Source organism: Phaeobacter sp. NW0010-22, assembly GCF_040365955.1.
In the GTDB taxonomy this organism is placed as follows: domain Bacteria; phylum Pseudomonadota; class Alphaproteobacteria; order Rhodobacterales; family Rhodobacteraceae; genus OMPR01.
Genome location: NZ_BAABWT010000011.1, coordinates 108,242 through 122,588, shown reverse-complemented (window position 1 = coordinate 122,588; position 14,347 = coordinate 108,242). Strand labels below are relative to the sequence as shown.

Genomic DNA, 14,347 nt, shown 5'->3' with positions numbered 1-14,347 from the left:
ATTTGACCGCTACATGCGGGGCGCTTGGGGGTAAGTCAAGGTAGCGGGGGCTTCATCAGCGATCGGGCGCGCCTCAATCACAACAAAGGCCTGCGCCCAAGGGTGATCATCGGTCAAAGTGACGTGAATGATTGCCTCGTGTCCGGCCGGGGTCATGTCGCGCAATCGCTCCCGCGCCCATCCCGTCACTTCCATAACGGGTTGTCCGGTTTTGAGGTTGGTCACAGCCATGTCTTTCCAGGCGATCCCCATGCGCAAGCCGGTTCCCAGCGCTTTGGAACACGCCTCTTTCGCGGCCCACCGCTTGGCATACGTTCCAGCAGTATCGCGGCGCGCATCTGCTTTGCGCTGCTCTATCTCCGTAAAGACACGGTTGCGAAACCTGTCCCCAAACCGATCAAGCGTGCCTTGGATTCTCTCGATATTGGCCAGATCGGTACCTATCCCTAAAATCATGAAGAGGTCTCCAACCGAGCGGTTAGGATTTTGAGGCTAGCAAAGCCAAAAAAACCTGCGAACGTGAACTCGAATCCCCGCCGCAGCCGCAAGTAATAGGCAACCACTCGAGGTGTAGAAAACAAAATGGCATACCCCATAAAAACCAAGATGGAACCACTATAGAGAAAAGCAAACAGGCCAAAAACCTGTTCAGGGCCCGCCGACACGGGCAGCACGAGTGAATACACCGAAGCCCAAGACAGAATCGCCTTTGGGTTCATCAGGTGGATCAGCGCCCCACGACTAAAGATGTGCAACGCGCTGCCATTATAGGCCCGCTGGGTAATAGTGACATCTGCTGATAAAGCCGAACGCAAAGATTTAAGTGCTAGCCAGAAGAGGTAAGCCGCACCACCATAGCGCAACATTTCAAACAGCCAGACATTTGCAAGCATCACCGCGCTCATTCCGGCTGCAGCTGCCAGTCCCCACGCTGCCGAACCAAACAAAATCCCGCCGGCAAAAATCAAACCTGCCTGACGACCGGTATTCATCGATGTTCCGGCAATAGACAACGTTGCGGGGCCTGGGCTACCGCCAGCGACGATCCAAGCCAACCACAACGCAACCCATTCCGGGCCAATCACTTGCGCGCCTCGTCCATCAGGCGACGCATCTCTGCAATTGCAGGGGTGAGCCCCCGAAAGATGGATTCACCGATCAAAAAGTGGCCAATGTTCAATTCCAAAACCTCAGGCAAGGCAGCAATTGGCTGAACTGTTTCATAAGTCAGCCCGTGGCCAGCATGTACTTCTAATCCCAAGGAATGCGCAAAGGATGACATCTCGCGCAGTGCTTCCAGCTCACGATCCCGCTCGTCGAACTGCCCTTCGGCATGAGCATCACAATAGGCCCCAGTATGCAGTTCAATCACCTCGGCCCCGATCCGGTGTGCCGCTTCGATCTGACGTCGGTCCGCTGCGATGAAAATCGAAACCCGGCAGCCCACATCCCGCAAAGGCGCAATGAAATGTGCCAGCTTATTCTCTTCGCGCGCAACCTCCAGCCCGCCTTCGGTGGTCCGTTCCTCGCGTTTTTCAGGCACGATACAAACAGCATGTGGCTTGTGACGCAGCGCAATAGCCTGCATTTCGTCAGTTGCCGCCATCTCAAAATTCAACGGGATCGTCAGAGCGTCCATCAATCCGTCGATATCTGCGTCCAGAATATGGCGGCGATCCTCGCGCAAATGCGCTGTAATGCCATCTGCTCCGGCTTCTTGAGCCACTTTGGCCGCTAAAACAGGATCAGGATAGGCCCCACCCCGCGCATTTCGAATGGTGGCAACATGGTCAATGTTCACGCCCAACCGCAAAAATTTGTCAGACATCATTCGGTTCCTTTTCCTACCGTTGCGCAGACCTTAGTCGGCTTTTAAGACACGGTCAGCCTCTGCTTCAGCTTTTTTCTTAATCGCGTCAAACTTGGCTTTGATCTTAGATCGACGGCGATGTTGATAGGCTCTTATCAGCGGTAAACTCAAGGCATACATGATCGTAGCGCAGATCATCCCGGGGATAATCCCACCCACTAAATAAGGCAGGAATACCTCGTTATAAAAGACCTCTAACCCATGCCAATCTGCGACGTCATCGTTAAAGAACGATTTTATATTGTGCCAAAAATCTGCACCGGCTTGCTTGAACTTCTCGGACAGGGACGCATCATGTTTTTCGAACTCTGTGCCCAGAATGAAATGCCCTGTTCGCATAGAAACAGCCGCAATCAGAAAAAAGGACGGCGGGTTTCCAAAAAAAGTCGCCATCAGTGCAGCAAAAAAGTTGCCCCGCAAGACATAGGCGATAAAGGCCGCAACAAAGAAATGAAAACCAAATAACGGTGTGAAGCTGGTGAATACCCCAGCCCAGATCCCACGCGCGATCCGTTCAGGAGAATCCGGCAACCGGCGAACCCGATGTTTAACGTAGTGGAAAGCCCGGGTCCAACCGCCGCGCGGATAGACGAGCTCTGAGGCGACCCGTACAGGTGAGCGACGATCTCGGCGCTTAAAAACCACCCGTGTTTCCTTTCCGTGCCTAGCTTAGCCCATTATCAACTGGCGTCTGGATCTGCTGCATTCTGGTTTCGATGACGTTCAATAGTTGCAACGTCACTCTCAGCCTCTAGCATCAACATCAGTGAATGCAACTGTTCCAAATCACGCAGTTCGACATTTATCAGCAGCCTGAAAAAATCTGGTTTACGATCTAAGAATTTCAAATCAGAAATATTGGCTTTGTGTTCCCCGATCAGGGTACAAATCCGCCCCAAAACACCCGCATCATTGCCAATCGTGACATCCAGCGTGGTACTGTAAACCGCTGGATGATTGCCAGAATGCCAGTGCAGATCAACCCATCGGTCCGGTTGGTCATCAAACGCAGTCATCGCGGCGCAATCCATCGCGTGCACGACAACCCCTCTGCCGCGATATGTGATACCAACAATGCGCTCACCCGGAAGCGGCTGGCAGCAAGGGGCGCGTTCAAACGATTGCCCCGGCTCCAATCCAACGACGGCCCGACGCAACGGGATCTGCTCACCCTCGGTGTCGGCCAAATCAGGATAAACGGCTTGCACAACATCGTTGGCGGTCAGCTCGGCGCTGCCAAGATTTGCCAGAAGTTCATGGCGATCCTTCAACCGCAATGCCTTCGCAGCAGTATCCAATGCTTTGTCTGTTGCTTTGCGACCCACGTGCTCAAACGCAAAGCGCGCAAGCTCATGCCCCAACTTGATAAACCGCCCTTTATCCACATCTCGCAGTGCACGCCGAATGGCTGTGCGCGCTTTGCCTGTGGTTGCAATATCCAACCAGCTGACTTGCGGTGTTTGCCCTTCGGCTGTGATGATTTCCACCGATTGCCCATTCTTAAGGCGGGTCCACAGAGGCACGCGGATTCCATCCACTTTGGCCCCGACACATGCATGACCAATCCTGGTATGGATGGCATATCCATAATCAATCGGGGTGGCCCCACGCGGCAGTTTGACCACATCCCCTGTAGGCGTAAAACAGAACACTTGATCCGAATACATCTCAAGCTTAACAGCTTCGAGGAAATCCTCGTGGTCTTCCTCGCTGTCAAACTGCTCGGTCAGGTTTGCGATCCATTTGGCAGGATCCACTGCAAAGGGGTTTTGCGTACGAACCCCATCCCGGTAGGACCAATGCGCAGCCACGCCAGTCTCAGCAACATCGTGCATCTGACGGGTCCGAATCTGAACCTCGACCCGCTTCCCATCCCGGCCCGACACTGTGGTATGAATCGACCGATAACCGTTTGACTTCGGCTGACTGATATAATCTTTGAACCGCCCCGGCACCGCGCGCCAACGCTGATGGATCGCGCCGAGCGTGCGATAACAATCCTCTTCGCTTTGGGTGATGATGCGGAAACCATAAATGTCGGATAGGCGTGAAAACCCCTGATCCTTTTCCTGCATCTTACGCCAAATCGAATAGGGCTTCTTTGCACGCCCAAAGACCTCGGCCTCAATGTCAACCTTGTCCAGTTCGTGACGCATATCACCCGTGATCCGATGGATCACATCGCCGGTTTCGCGCTGCAACGTAATGAATCGCCGAATGATCGATTGGCGCCCTTCGGGGTTCAGCACACGGAATGCCAGATCTTCCAGCTCTTCCCGCATCCACTGCATACCCATACGACCTGCAAGCGGCGCATAGATGTCCATGGTTTCACGCGCCTTGACCACCTGCTTGTCCGGACGCATGGCCTTGATCGTACGCATATTGTGCAAACGGTCAGCCAATTTGACCAGAATAACCCGCAAATCCTTAGACATCGCCATGAACAGTTTGCGAAAGTTTTCGGCTTGTTTGGTTTCACGGCTTGAAAGCTGGAGATTGGTCAACTTGGTGACGCCATCGACCAGCATTGCGACTTCTTCGCCGAACAATTCGGACACCTGACCGTAGGAGGCTTTGGTATCCTCGATCGTGTCGTGCAACAGGGCAGTAACAATGGTTGCGTCATCCAACCGCTGTTCGGTCAAAATCGCAGCAACAGCAACAGGATGGGTAAAATAGGGCTCGCCGGAATGCCGGGTTTGCCCTTCATGCATCTGATTCCCGAAATCATAGGCTTCGGTCAGGCGCTTTTCATTTGTCTTTGGATTGTAATTGCGGACCAGCGCAATCAGATCTTCAGCTGCAATCATCCGGTCCGCATCCTTTCGCGGCTGGTTCAGCCCTGCCCTTGTGCTTCCATCAGCGCGCGCAGCAGTTTTTCTTCAGACATGTCGTCTTCGGCAGGCTTGTCCGAATCAGCACCCATCAGCAGAGCCATCGAGTCTTCTTCAGGCTCATCCACTTCGATCTGAGTCTGGTTGCTTTCAATCAGGCGCTCACGCAGTGAGTCTGCGCCTTGGGTTTCATCAGCGATCTCACGCAGGGAAACAACGGGGTTCTTGTCGTTGTCACGCTCAACAGTGATCGGCGCACCGGCTGAAATTTCGCGTGCCCGATGGGCCGCGAGCATCACCAGCTCAAAGCGGTTAGGAACTTTGTCTACGCAGTCTTCAACCGTCACGCGGGCCATATGGGGTTCTCCAAAGTGAAACCTTGTCCAGAAGGCATGTATTTAAGCCCGTCACGAGCCGTTGACAAGCCCGAAATGCCGCTCTGCCGCATTCTATAACGGGGTGACTGACGCAATGTCGTCTGCAGGCAGGGCATGCAACATGTCTGACACCGTGCGACCGGACACTGGATGACGCCATTTGGGGGCAATATCGGCCAGCGGAACCAAGACAAAAGCACGATCCTGAAGGCGTGGATGTGGTAAAATCATTTGTTCAGGCGTAACTTCGATCTGTTGCTCAGGCGGGAGGTCAGCCCAATGTCTGTAGACAATCAAATCCGGCAGCACTTGGTCATCATAACTCAGCACATCCAAATCCAGGGTTCGCATTCCCCATCTCTGTAGCCGCGCGCGGCCGTACTCATGCTCGACAGCATGTAGACGATCCAACAAATCTGTCGGGGAAAGAGACGTTGCCAGTTCGATCGCTGCATTCACATAGTCCGGCCCTGCCCCTGGCGGGAAGCAAGGTGTTGAAAAAAAGCGACTGACAGACCGAATCACCACATCAGGTCCGGAGAGCGTCGCGATAGCTTGACTAAGCGTCATTTCAAGAGAAAATTCGGCGTGGGGCAGATTTGCGCCAAGCGCCACATGCGCTTTTGACAATATTTCGTTCACATTGCCCTCTTTTCCTCGTGATGTATACTTGCGGTGTATGACAATACGCTTAAATTAAGTACACCATTTCGCCAAAATTAAATTACTCACTCACGAACATGACGGCGAGTGGCTCACACCGGAAGGAACAATTATGTTTTACAAGGACGAACGGCTAGCGCTGTTCATCGACGGTTCGAATCTGTACGCTGCCGCCAAAGCTTTGGGTTTTGACATCGACTATAAGTTGTTGCGTCAAGAATTCATGCGTCGCGGTAAGATGCTTCGTGCGTTCTACTACACAGCGCTTCTAGAGAATGACGAATACTCTCCGATCCGACCTCTTGTTGATTGGCTACACTACAATGGCTTCACCATGGTGACCAAGCCAGCCAAAGAATATACCGACAGCATGGGGCGTCGTAAGGTTAAGGGCAACATGGACATTGAACTGACGGTTGATGCGATGGAGCTTGCTCCACGTGTTGATCACGTCGTTCTGTTTTCCGGAGATGGGGATTTCCGGCCATTGATTGCAAGCCTTCAGCGTCAAGGTGTTCGGGTGTCTGTGGTATCAACCATACGCAGCCAACCTCCTATGATTTCTGATGAATTGCGCCGGCAAGCCGACAATTTCATTGAATTGGAAGAGCTGAAGGACGTGATCGGGCGCCCCCCGCGCGAAATCCCCATGGAACCACGCCCAGTGGCCGTGGCTGAACGCTAAGGTATCCGTCCGCTCTAATTTGAGTGGGACTACCTCATCGTAAAAATGCGTTTGGGCCGAACAAAAAGGCCCAAACGCCTATTCGTTAAAATAATCTGCTGTGAAACACTGCTTACATAGCAACCCCATATGTCGCTTTCATGACATCTCCCCCCACTGGACGATTGGCGCACAAAGCCTTACCTCTCTGAGCTAAGGAGACGCCAAAATGACCAAACAGCCTTTGACCCTTTTTCTTGCCGCACCTCGGGGCTTCTGCGCCGGGGTGGATCGTGCCATTAAAATCGTCGAAATGGCGCTCGATAAATGGGGGGCGCCTGTCTATGTGCGCCATGAAATCGTGCACAATAAATTCGTCGTGGATGGCCTGCGCGACAAAGGCGCGGTGTTTGTCGAAGAACTAGAAGATTGCCCCGATGACCGCCCGGTGATCTTTTCCGCACACGGTGTCGCCAAATCGGTTCCCGCCGAGGCGAACCGCCGCAACATGATTTATGTCGATGCGACCTGCCCACTGGTGTCCAAGGTCCATGTCGAAGCACAGCGCCATTCCGAGGCGGGCCTGCAAATGATCATGATTGGCCACAAGGGTCACCCCGAAACTGTTGGGACAATGGGGCAGCTCCCTGACGGAGAGGTTCTGCTGGTTGAGACAGTCGCAGATGTTGCGACGGTCCCTGTTCGGGACCCTGAACATATCGCTTATGTTACACAAACCACGCTCAGCGTGGATGACACAAAAGATATCGTTGCCGCATTGCAGGTCCGGTTTCCGCAGATCGTCGGGCCCCACAAAGAAGACATCTGTTACGCCACTACCAACCGGCAAGAGGCCGTCAAAGCGATTGCACCCAAAGCAGACGCTATGCTGGTGGTTGGTGCGCCCAACTCATCCAACTCTCGCCGTTTGGTCGAAGTTGGCGCAAAGGCCGGGTGCAACTATGCCCAATTGGTGCAGCGGGCTGACAATATCGACTGGCGCGCCCTTGAAGGGATCAAAAGCGTCGGCATCACAGCCGGGGCTTCAGCCCCCGAGCTTTTGGTTAACGAAGTCATTCAAGCCTTCAAAGACCGCTATAACGTGACCGTTGAAACCGTTGAAACGGCTGTCGAGAACGTGGAATTCAAAGTGCCCCGCGTTCTGCGGACAGATGCATGACATCCAGCCGACCGCGACCCCGAATGCTCTATGACAACTTCAGTTGACGTGAGGACTTATTATGACCCGCTCTGAAACCATCCGGATCTACGACGAACGCGCTGCTGAATATGCAAAAATGACCAATGCGGACGCGGATGCCGGAAAACAGTTGCGCCTGTTCATGACCCACCTTCCCGACGGCGGACGAGTTTTGGATCTTGGCTGTGGACCTGGGGCTGCTGCTGCAGCCATGGCAAAGGCAGGTTTTATCGCCGAAGCCACCGATGCATCCGGCGAAATGGTTGCCTTGGCCAATAAACACCCCGGCGTCAGCGCGCGGCAAGCACTGTTTGATGATATTTCTGGCGAGGGGATCTATGATGGAATCTGGGCCAGCTTCAGCCTGCTCCATGCTCCCCGCGCAGATTTTCCAACTTATCTCAGCGCACTACACAAGGCGTTGAAACCCGGTGGCACCTTCTATATCGGCATGAAACTCGGCACTGGCGAAGGGCCAGATAGGCTGGGCCGGTTTTATACCTACTATTCCCAAGAGGAGCTTGAGGACCACATGACACACACAGGGTTCACAATCACCAACCGCACGCTTGGTGCCGGTGTTGGACTAGACGGCAGCACCTCTGACTGGATTGCGGTGATCGCACATGCCTAACTTGATTGCCTACACAGACGGCGCCTGCTCGGGCAATCCCGGCCCCGGCGGCTGGGGTGCATTGTTGCAAGCCAAAGATGGCGAAACCGTTGTCAAAGAGCGCGAGCTTAAGGGTGGCGAATCCGACACCACAAACAACCGGATGGAACTGCTGGCCGCGATCAATGCGTTAGAGGCCTTGGAGCGCCCATCAACCATCACAATCGTGACCGACAGCGCGTATGTTAAGAACGGGATTTCCGGTTGGATTTTTGGCTGGAAAAAGAACGGTTGGAAAACTGCCGCCAAGAAACCAGTCAAAAACGTCGATCTCTGGCAACGCATTGACGAGGCCCAGCAGCGTCATGCGGTGACATGGGAATGGGTCAAAGGCCACGCCGGACATCCCGAAAACGAACGTGCCGATGAATTGGCGCGCGCTGGCATGGCCCCCTTCAAGCCTAAGAAAACCAAAGCATGAGCTTTCTGGCGCTGCTGGATTACACATCGGTTCTGGTCTTTGCCCTGACCGGGGCACTTGTAGCCAGTCGTGCCCAATTGGATCTGGTTGGGTTTGCCTTTGTGGCCTGTCTGACGGCGGTTGGCGGCGGCACTGTTCGCGACCTTCTTTTAGATCGCCATCCAATCTTTTGGGTGGGCCAGCCAGACTATATCCTGATTGCGACTGCTGCGGCGGTGTTTGTGTTCTTTACCGCCCATCGGGTCGAAAGCCGCTACAATCTTTTGGTCTGGCTCGACAGTTTTGCTTTGGCGATTGCCGTTGCAGCAGGGACTGGCGTGGCTCTGACCTTGGGCCAGCCTCCTGTTATCGTTGTCCTGATGGGAATGAGTACAGGGTGCCTTGGCGGGTTGATGCGAGATGTCGTCTGTAACGAGGTGCCGTTGGTCTTGAAGCAAGGGGAACTCTACGTGTCCTGTGCACTTGCAGGGGCCGCAGTGACAGTTCTGGCCGTCTCGCAGGGCTTGCCGCAACTTCCCGCGCTTGCGCTTGGCGCTTTGGCCTGTTGGTGCTTGCGGGCCGGGTCTCTTTGGTTTGGCTGGCAATTGCCGGTCTACAAAAGCCGTCCACCCCGCCAATGATCACCGCCGCCAGTGAAACGGTACGATGACCAATGCTCCGATCGATGAAACGATGGCATTCATTCCCGGCGAACTAAATCCGATGCCAAACATGACACGCACAAAATAGAACAGGAACGCCCCGCCTACGCAGATGATGATCGATTGCAAATATCCATTGTGCGTGAACCCAGACTTTTCCGACAGATAGCCGACAATCCCAGCGATCACGACAGTTCCCATCAGGATCATGAACATAGCGGTCTCCTTATGCGAGGTGCGTCCCTTTGGGCACCGGGCGTCCCCTCTGAAAGACCTCTTTATCCTGCGCGCCTTTGCCAGCACGTTGCAAGCGCAACAACTCGACAGCCCCCGTGCCACACGCCACGACCAAGGCATCATCTAACACCTCACCCGGCTCACCTTGACCGGCCGCAAGCCGCGAGGCCAGTAGCTTTACGCGCTGCCCCTCAATTTCCGTCCATGCTCCGGGAAACGGGGATAACCCCCTGATCTGGCGATCAACGTCAGTTGCGGACTGCGTCCAATCCACACGCGCTTCGGCCTTGTCGATCTTATGAGCATAGGTCACGCCTTCGTCAGGCTGCACCTCAGGGGTCAGTTGCGGCAACGCCCCCAAAGCTTTGACAATCAGCGCCGCACCATTTTCAGACAATCGGTCATGCAAATCAGCGGTGGTTTCTTCGTCCTGAATCGCAAGGGTTGATCGCATCAGGACGGGGCCTGTATCCAATCCGGCCTCCATCTGCATGATGCAAATGCCCGTTTCCGCATCCCCGGCCATAATCGCACGATGAATCGGAGCCGCCCCCCGCCAACGCGGCAGCAGGCTGGCGTGAATGTTCAGGCATCCCAGCTTGGGTGCATCAAGAACTGCTTGCGGCAACAAAAGCCCATAGGCCACAACCACCGCAACATCCGCATTCAGATCGGCAAAATCTTTCTGCGCGTCCGCTGCCTTAAGAGAAATCGGATGACGAACCTCCAAGCCCAGCGCCTCGGCACGGGCATTGACCGGCGTTGGCCTGTCTTTCTTCCCACGCCCAGCAGGGCGCGGAGGTTGGCAATATACGGCTGCAACATCATGCCCTGCTTCAATCAACGCATCCAAGACAGACACGGAAAATTCAGGCGTTCCCATAAAAACAACACGCATTGGCCTGTTCCTTACCCGTTCAGCTTTTTGGCTTTGCGCAGCAACATATCGCGCTTCACTTTGCTCAACTGATCAAAATAGAGCCGCCCATTCAGGTGATCGATCTGGTGTTGCACACTCGTTGCTTCGATACCGACAAAATCACGCCGGTCTATCTGTCCTTGCTCATTCATGAACCGAACTGTTACGGCACGTGGGCGTTTGATCTTTGCCGACACACCCGGCAAGTTCGGGCTGGCCTCATCATGTTCGCGCAATTCAACGGACTCGTGCAAAATTTCTGGGTTAGCCAACCGTACCGCTTTGCCACGCTCGGACGAGCCATCAACAACCGCCAAGCGCAGCATCACACCAATCTGATTGGCCGCCAAGCCAACACCTGGCATTGCCTCCATCGTGTCGATCATATCGTCCCAAATCGCCCGGATGTCCTCGGTAATTTCCGCTACCGGCTCTGCTTTGGAGCGCAGGCGATTATCCGGCCACGGCACGCACTTACGAACAGTCATTTCGTATACTCCTGATACTGCGCCTCGGCGATGCGGCGGGCACCGACGTCAAGACGATCAAAGGTCACCACCCCGTTCAGGTGGTCAAATTCATGCTGGATACAGCGGGCTTCGAACCCATCAAAATCCGCCATATGAATGTCGCCCTCGGGCGCTGTCCATTGCACGGTCACCGCTTTGGGGCGCGTCACCGACACCAGAACACCGGGGATCGAAAGACAGCCTTCGTCGCCAGCCTCATAGATACGCTCAGCCGCCATAATCACGGGGTTAATCATCGCCATGGGGGACGGTGCGCCCTCTTTCCAACCACAATCCATAACAAACACACGCTGCATCACCCCGATTTGCGGGGCTGCCAATCCACGCCCTTGCGTGGCGTACATGGTATCAAACATATCGGCGATCAACGCATCCACATCGCCTGTCAACGTCTCACAGCGTGTACTTAGCCGCGGATCAGGCCACTTTAGGATCGGTCGAACCGCCATTCAGCCGCGCGCCATCTCGCGCTTAAGCTTTTGCATCTTGCGCGTGATCATCTGCCGTTTCAGTGGTTTCAGGTAATCAATGAACAACTTGCCATCCAAGTGGTCGATTTCGTGTTGCGCGCACGTGGCCCACAGGCCATCAAACACCTCGCGCTGTGCATTTCCATCCCGGTCCATCCAAGCGACTTCAACTTCTTTCGGACGAGTCACCTCGGCGTATTGCTCGGGAATGGACAGACACCCCTCTTCGTAAACATTCGTTTCATCCGAAGAGGAAATAATCTCGGGATTAAACATCACCAGGGGGCGAGGCTTCTCTCCATCTTCCTTAACGCAATCCAGCACGACCAGACGCTCCATCACGCCAATTTGCGGCGCGGCCAGACCAACGCCCGGCGCATCATACATCGTTTCCAGCATATCATCAGCCAAAGCGCGCATCGCGTCCGAGACGTCAGGCACAACAGCACAAACCTTTTTCAGGCGGGGATCGGGATGGATCAGAATAGTACGTTTCATATGGGTGATTTATGTCATTGCCCGCCACATCGCAACGCCCCCCTTGCACATGGCGCAATTCACAGTAGCCTGCCCCGCGATCCAATGGTCAGATCTGACGGAGAACCCAATGAATTTTGACGACCCTATCGACCGCCGCGGCACCAACAGCACCAAATGGGACATGATGGAACCCCTCTATGGCGTCCCAGCCGACACCGGCCTGTCCATGTGGGTTGCTGATACTGATTTTCAGGCCCCCGCGCCGGTTCTGAATAAACTGCGCGAAATGACCGACCACGGCGTGTTCGGCTACACCAATCTGGATGCAACCTACAAAGGCGCAATCCAATGGTGGATGCAGACACGTCATAATTGGACCATCGAACAGGATGCGATTTTCACCACTACCGGTCTGGTGAATGGGGTGGGCCTGTGCCTAGACACCTTTACGCAACCCGGCGACGGCGTCGTTCTGTTCACACCCGTCTATCACGCCTTTGCAAAGGTTATTCGCGCCTCTGGTCGTGAAGTTGTTGAATGCCAGCTGACCAATACCGATGGGCGCTATGAAATGGACTTCGACGCCTATGATGCGATGATGACTGGATCTGAAAAGATGGTCATCCTGTGCTCACCTCATAACCCAGGTGGCCGCGTCTGGACCCGGGAAGAGCTGCAAGGCGTCGCTGATTTCGCCAAACGACACGATCTGATTCTGTTGTCTGATGAGATCCACCACGATCTCGTGTACCCCGGCAACACACACTTTCCGATGCCAAATGTTGATCCCTCGATCATCGACCGGCTGCTGATGCTCACCGCGCCGTCCAAGACCTTTAACATTGCGGGTTTGCACACTGGCCAAGTGATCATCCCCGACCCTAAGCTGCGCGCCCGCTTTGCCGCGCGCATGGCTGCACTGAGCGTCGCCCCCAACTCCGTTGGCCAAGCGGCAACTGCAGCGGCCTATTCCCCCGAAGGCGCAGAATGGGTCGATGCGCAATTGGCCTATTTGGATGCGAACCGTCAGGTTTTTGATGCCGCGATCGCCAAAATTCCCGGTCTTTCGTCCATGAAACTCGAATCCACATATCTTGCGTGGGTCGATTTCACTGACACCGGGATGGAGCGCGCTGAGTTTACAGATCGCGTAGAACAAACCGCACAAGTTGCGGCCAACCACGGCACCACTTTTGGCACCGGGGGCGAAAACTTCCTGCGGTTTAACCTTGGCACGCAACGCGCTCGAATCGAGGAGGCTTGTGAACGTTTGACTGCAGCCTTTGGCGACCTGCAATAACCCGATGCTCCGGTTATTTTTCTTGGGTGTGGCACTGATCCTCGGGATTGGTGCCACATTTGCTTTGTGGGACCGTTTTGGCCCACGCCCTGCACCCCCACTCCCGGTTGATGTCAGCCAGCAGATCGATCACATCCTGATCGAAAAATCCGCACGCCGCCTGACCGCAAGCCGCAAAGGTAAACCGGTCATGTCCCTACAGATTGCGTTGGGGTTCGCTCCAAAAGGTGACAAATCGCAAGAAGGTGATGGAAAAACACCCGAAGGGATGTTCACTATAAACCGTCGCAACCCCAACAGTGCATTCCATCTGTCCTTGGGGCTGGACTACCCCTTACCCCACGACATTGCCCACGCCAAAGCGGCTGGCGTCGACCCGGGTGGCGACATTTTCATCCATGGTCAGCCCAATGTTGTTGTTGGCCTGACCTTGCCGGGGGATTGGACCGCCGGTTGCATCGCCATCAGCAATCAAGAAATGAAAACACTCTGGCAAATTACGCCCATCGGAACGGCGGTCGAGATTCTCCCCTAGCCTTCGCCAATCAACGCCACAGGCGCCATTGGATCGCGATAAAAATCCGCAGGCGCTTCGGCGGTGGCAAGTGTGCTGCGCTTGAATTCATAGCTGGTTTCGCCGCCATCTTCTTCGGAAACAACCACCAGACACTGATACAAGTGCTCTAACCCATCATAGATGTCGACCAATCCCCGCAAACGCGGTGTCTGTTCCGTTTCAACAGAGAACCCGCCGCGCCAACTGCGCAGCACAGGATATTCCCCATCCGGGGTCACCACCCGCAAACGGCTGATCTTTTTCATATTGGTCAGCCGCGCTGCATCCAAGGCATCACGAATATCTTGCGAGATATAGGTACTCATCTTTTATTCTCCGTTCGCAGGAGTCCAATCTGAGCGAGCGCGTCCTAAAATCAAGATAAGATTTTGTGACAGATCTGGTCCAAATACCGGGCGTTGCGCAGAATCCTCATGCTGCTGTGCAGCTACGCACTCAGGCTGCGCGCCCTAGGGGACTGGGATCGAATGCTTTGCCGACCTACTTT

General features: G+C 54.7%; 20 protein-coding genes. 7 read left to right on the top strand and 13 right to left on the bottom strand.

The window, feature by feature from the left end:
* Window positions 1-9 precede the first annotated feature (9 nt).
* The 7 genes from acpS to folK all read right to left on the bottom strand — a co-directional run bounded on the left by acpS (window position 10) and on the right by folK (window position 5,726).
* Window positions 10-456 (bottom strand): holo-ACP synthase, encoded by a 447-nt coding sequence (gene acpS, locus ABWV33_RS20815; RefSeq protein ID WP_353333526.1) that lies wholly within the window; start codon window positions 454-456, stop codon window positions 10-12.
* Complete coding sequence (locus ABWV33_RS20810; protein ID WP_353333524.1) at window positions 453-1,085, bottom strand: LysE family translocator; 633 nt, start codon at window positions 1,083-1,085, stop codon at window positions 453-455. Before ABWV33_RS20810 ends, acpS begins: the two co-directional genes overlap by 4 nt.
* A complete protein-coding gene (locus ABWV33_RS20805) occupies window positions 1,082-1,828 on the bottom strand; it encodes a pyridoxine 5'-phosphate synthase (RefSeq protein WP_353333522.1) in 747 nt (248 codons plus the stop codon). Before ABWV33_RS20805 ends, ABWV33_RS20810 begins: the two co-directional genes overlap by 4 nt.
* Before the next feature lie 33 nt (window positions 1,829-1,861).
* The gene (locus ABWV33_RS20800) at window positions 1,862-2,515 is read right to left on the bottom strand and encodes a DUF2062 domain-containing protein (protein WP_113825683.1); all 654 of its coding nucleotides are present in this window, start codon (window positions 2,513-2,515) and stop codon (window positions 1,862-1,864) included.
* A gap of 35 nt (window positions 2,516-2,550) precedes the next feature.
* Window positions 2,551-4,683, bottom strand: a complete 2,133-nt coding sequence (locus ABWV33_RS20795; protein WP_353333520.1) for a RelA/SpoT family protein — start codon at window positions 4,681-4,683, stop codon at window positions 2,551-2,553.
* Window positions 4,684-4,709: 26 nt separating this feature from the next.
* Window positions 4,710-5,063, bottom strand: a complete 354-nt coding sequence (gene rpoZ, locus ABWV33_RS20790; protein WP_113825681.1) for a DNA-directed RNA polymerase subunit omega — start codon at window positions 5,061-5,063, stop codon at window positions 4,710-4,712.
* Window positions 5,064-5,156: 93 nt separating this feature from the next.
* The gene (gene folK / locus ABWV33_RS20785; RefSeq protein ID WP_353333518.1) at window positions 5,157-5,726 is read right to left on the bottom strand and encodes a 2-amino-4-hydroxy-6-hydroxymethyldihydropteridine diphosphokinase; all 570 of its coding nucleotides are present in this window, start codon (window positions 5,724-5,726) and stop codon (window positions 5,157-5,159) included.
* Window positions 5,727-5,859: 133 nt separating this feature from the next.
* Here folK and ABWV33_RS20780 point away from each other — a divergent pair, with 133 nt between their 5' ends.
* From ABWV33_RS20780 to ABWV33_RS20760, 5 genes are all read left to right on the top strand, one after another.
* Entirely contained in the window at window positions 5,860-6,432 is a 573-nt protein-coding gene (locus tag ABWV33_RS20780) for a LabA-like NYN domain-containing protein (RefSeq protein WP_113825679.1), read from the top strand.
* Between the two features lie 208 nt (window positions 6,433-6,640).
* On the top strand, window positions 6,641-7,591 hold the full coding sequence (ispH, locus tag ABWV33_RS20775; protein WP_353333516.1) for a 4-hydroxy-3-methylbut-2-enyl diphosphate reductase: 951 nt from the start codon (window positions 6,641-6,643) through the stop codon (window positions 7,589-7,591).
* A gap of 61 nt (window positions 7,592-7,652) precedes the next feature.
* Window positions 7,653-8,246 carry a class I SAM-dependent methyltransferase gene (locus ABWV33_RS20770; RefSeq protein ID WP_353333514.1) on the top strand — a complete coding sequence of 198 codons (594 nt, stop codon included), beginning with the start codon at window positions 7,653-7,655 and terminating at the stop codon, window positions 8,244-8,246.
* The gene (gene rnhA / locus ABWV33_RS20765; RefSeq protein ID WP_121998130.1) at window positions 8,239-8,706 is read left to right on the top strand and encodes a ribonuclease HI; all 468 of its coding nucleotides are present in this window, start codon (window positions 8,239-8,241) and stop codon (window positions 8,704-8,706) included. Before ABWV33_RS20770 ends, rnhA begins: the two co-directional genes overlap by 8 nt.
* A complete protein-coding gene (locus ABWV33_RS20760) occupies window positions 8,703-9,326 on the top strand; it encodes a trimeric intracellular cation channel family protein (protein ID WP_113825675.1) in 624 nt (207 codons plus the stop codon). Before rnhA ends, ABWV33_RS20760 begins: the two co-directional genes overlap by 4 nt.
* On the opposite strand, the gene ABWV33_RS20755 is transcribed toward ABWV33_RS20760, so the two are convergent.
* The 5 genes from ABWV33_RS20755 to def (ABWV33_RS20735) are packed head-to-tail and all read right to left on the bottom strand — an operon-like array spanning window position 9,327 to window position 12,001.
* Window positions 9,327-9,563: a hypothetical protein gene (locus ABWV33_RS20755; protein WP_113825674.1), complete on the bottom strand. Its 237-nt coding sequence runs from the start codon at window positions 9,561-9,563 to the stop codon at window positions 9,327-9,329.
* Window positions 9,564-9,573: 10 nt separating this feature from the next.
* Complete coding sequence (gene fmt / locus ABWV33_RS20750; RefSeq protein ID WP_353333511.1) at window positions 9,574-10,482, bottom strand: methionyl-tRNA formyltransferase; 909 nt, start codon at window positions 10,480-10,482, stop codon at window positions 9,574-9,576.
* Window positions 10,483-10,493: 11 nt separating this feature from the next.
* The gene (def, locus tag ABWV33_RS20745; protein WP_113825672.1) at window positions 10,494-10,991 is read right to left on the bottom strand and encodes a peptide deformylase; all 498 of its coding nucleotides are present in this window, start codon (window positions 10,989-10,991) and stop codon (window positions 10,494-10,496) included.
* Window positions 10,988-11,482: a peptide deformylase gene (def, locus tag ABWV33_RS20740; RefSeq protein WP_353333509.1), complete on the bottom strand. Its 495-nt coding sequence runs from the start codon at window positions 11,480-11,482 to the stop codon at window positions 10,988-10,990. Before def (ABWV33_RS20740) ends, def (ABWV33_RS20745) begins: the two co-directional genes overlap by 4 nt.
* Complete coding sequence (gene def / locus ABWV33_RS20735; RefSeq protein ID WP_113825670.1) at window positions 11,483-12,001, bottom strand: peptide deformylase; 519 nt, start codon at window positions 11,999-12,001, stop codon at window positions 11,483-11,485.
* 109 nt (window positions 12,002-12,110) lie between these two features.
* Here def (ABWV33_RS20735) and ABWV33_RS20730 point away from each other — a divergent pair, with 109 nt between their 5' ends.
* Together ABWV33_RS20730 and ABWV33_RS20725 are read left to right on the top strand one after the other, a co-directional pair.
* Window positions 12,111-13,283, top strand: a complete 1,173-nt coding sequence (locus tag ABWV33_RS20730; RefSeq protein ID WP_353333506.1) for a MalY/PatB family protein — start codon at window positions 12,111-12,113, stop codon at window positions 13,281-13,283.
* Window positions 13,284-13,287: 4 nt separating this feature from the next.
* The gene (locus ABWV33_RS20725; RefSeq protein WP_353333504.1) at window positions 13,288-13,818 is read left to right on the top strand and encodes a L,D-transpeptidase family protein; all 531 of its coding nucleotides are present in this window, start codon (window positions 13,288-13,290) and stop codon (window positions 13,816-13,818) included.
* Here ABWV33_RS20725 and ABWV33_RS20720 read toward each other — a convergent pair.
* Entirely contained in the window at window positions 13,815-14,165 is a 351-nt protein-coding gene (locus ABWV33_RS20720; protein ID WP_113825668.1) for a hypothetical protein, read from the bottom strand. The genes ABWV33_RS20725 and ABWV33_RS20720 overlap by 4 nt on opposite strands.
* Window positions 14,166-14,347 lie beyond the last annotated feature (182 nt).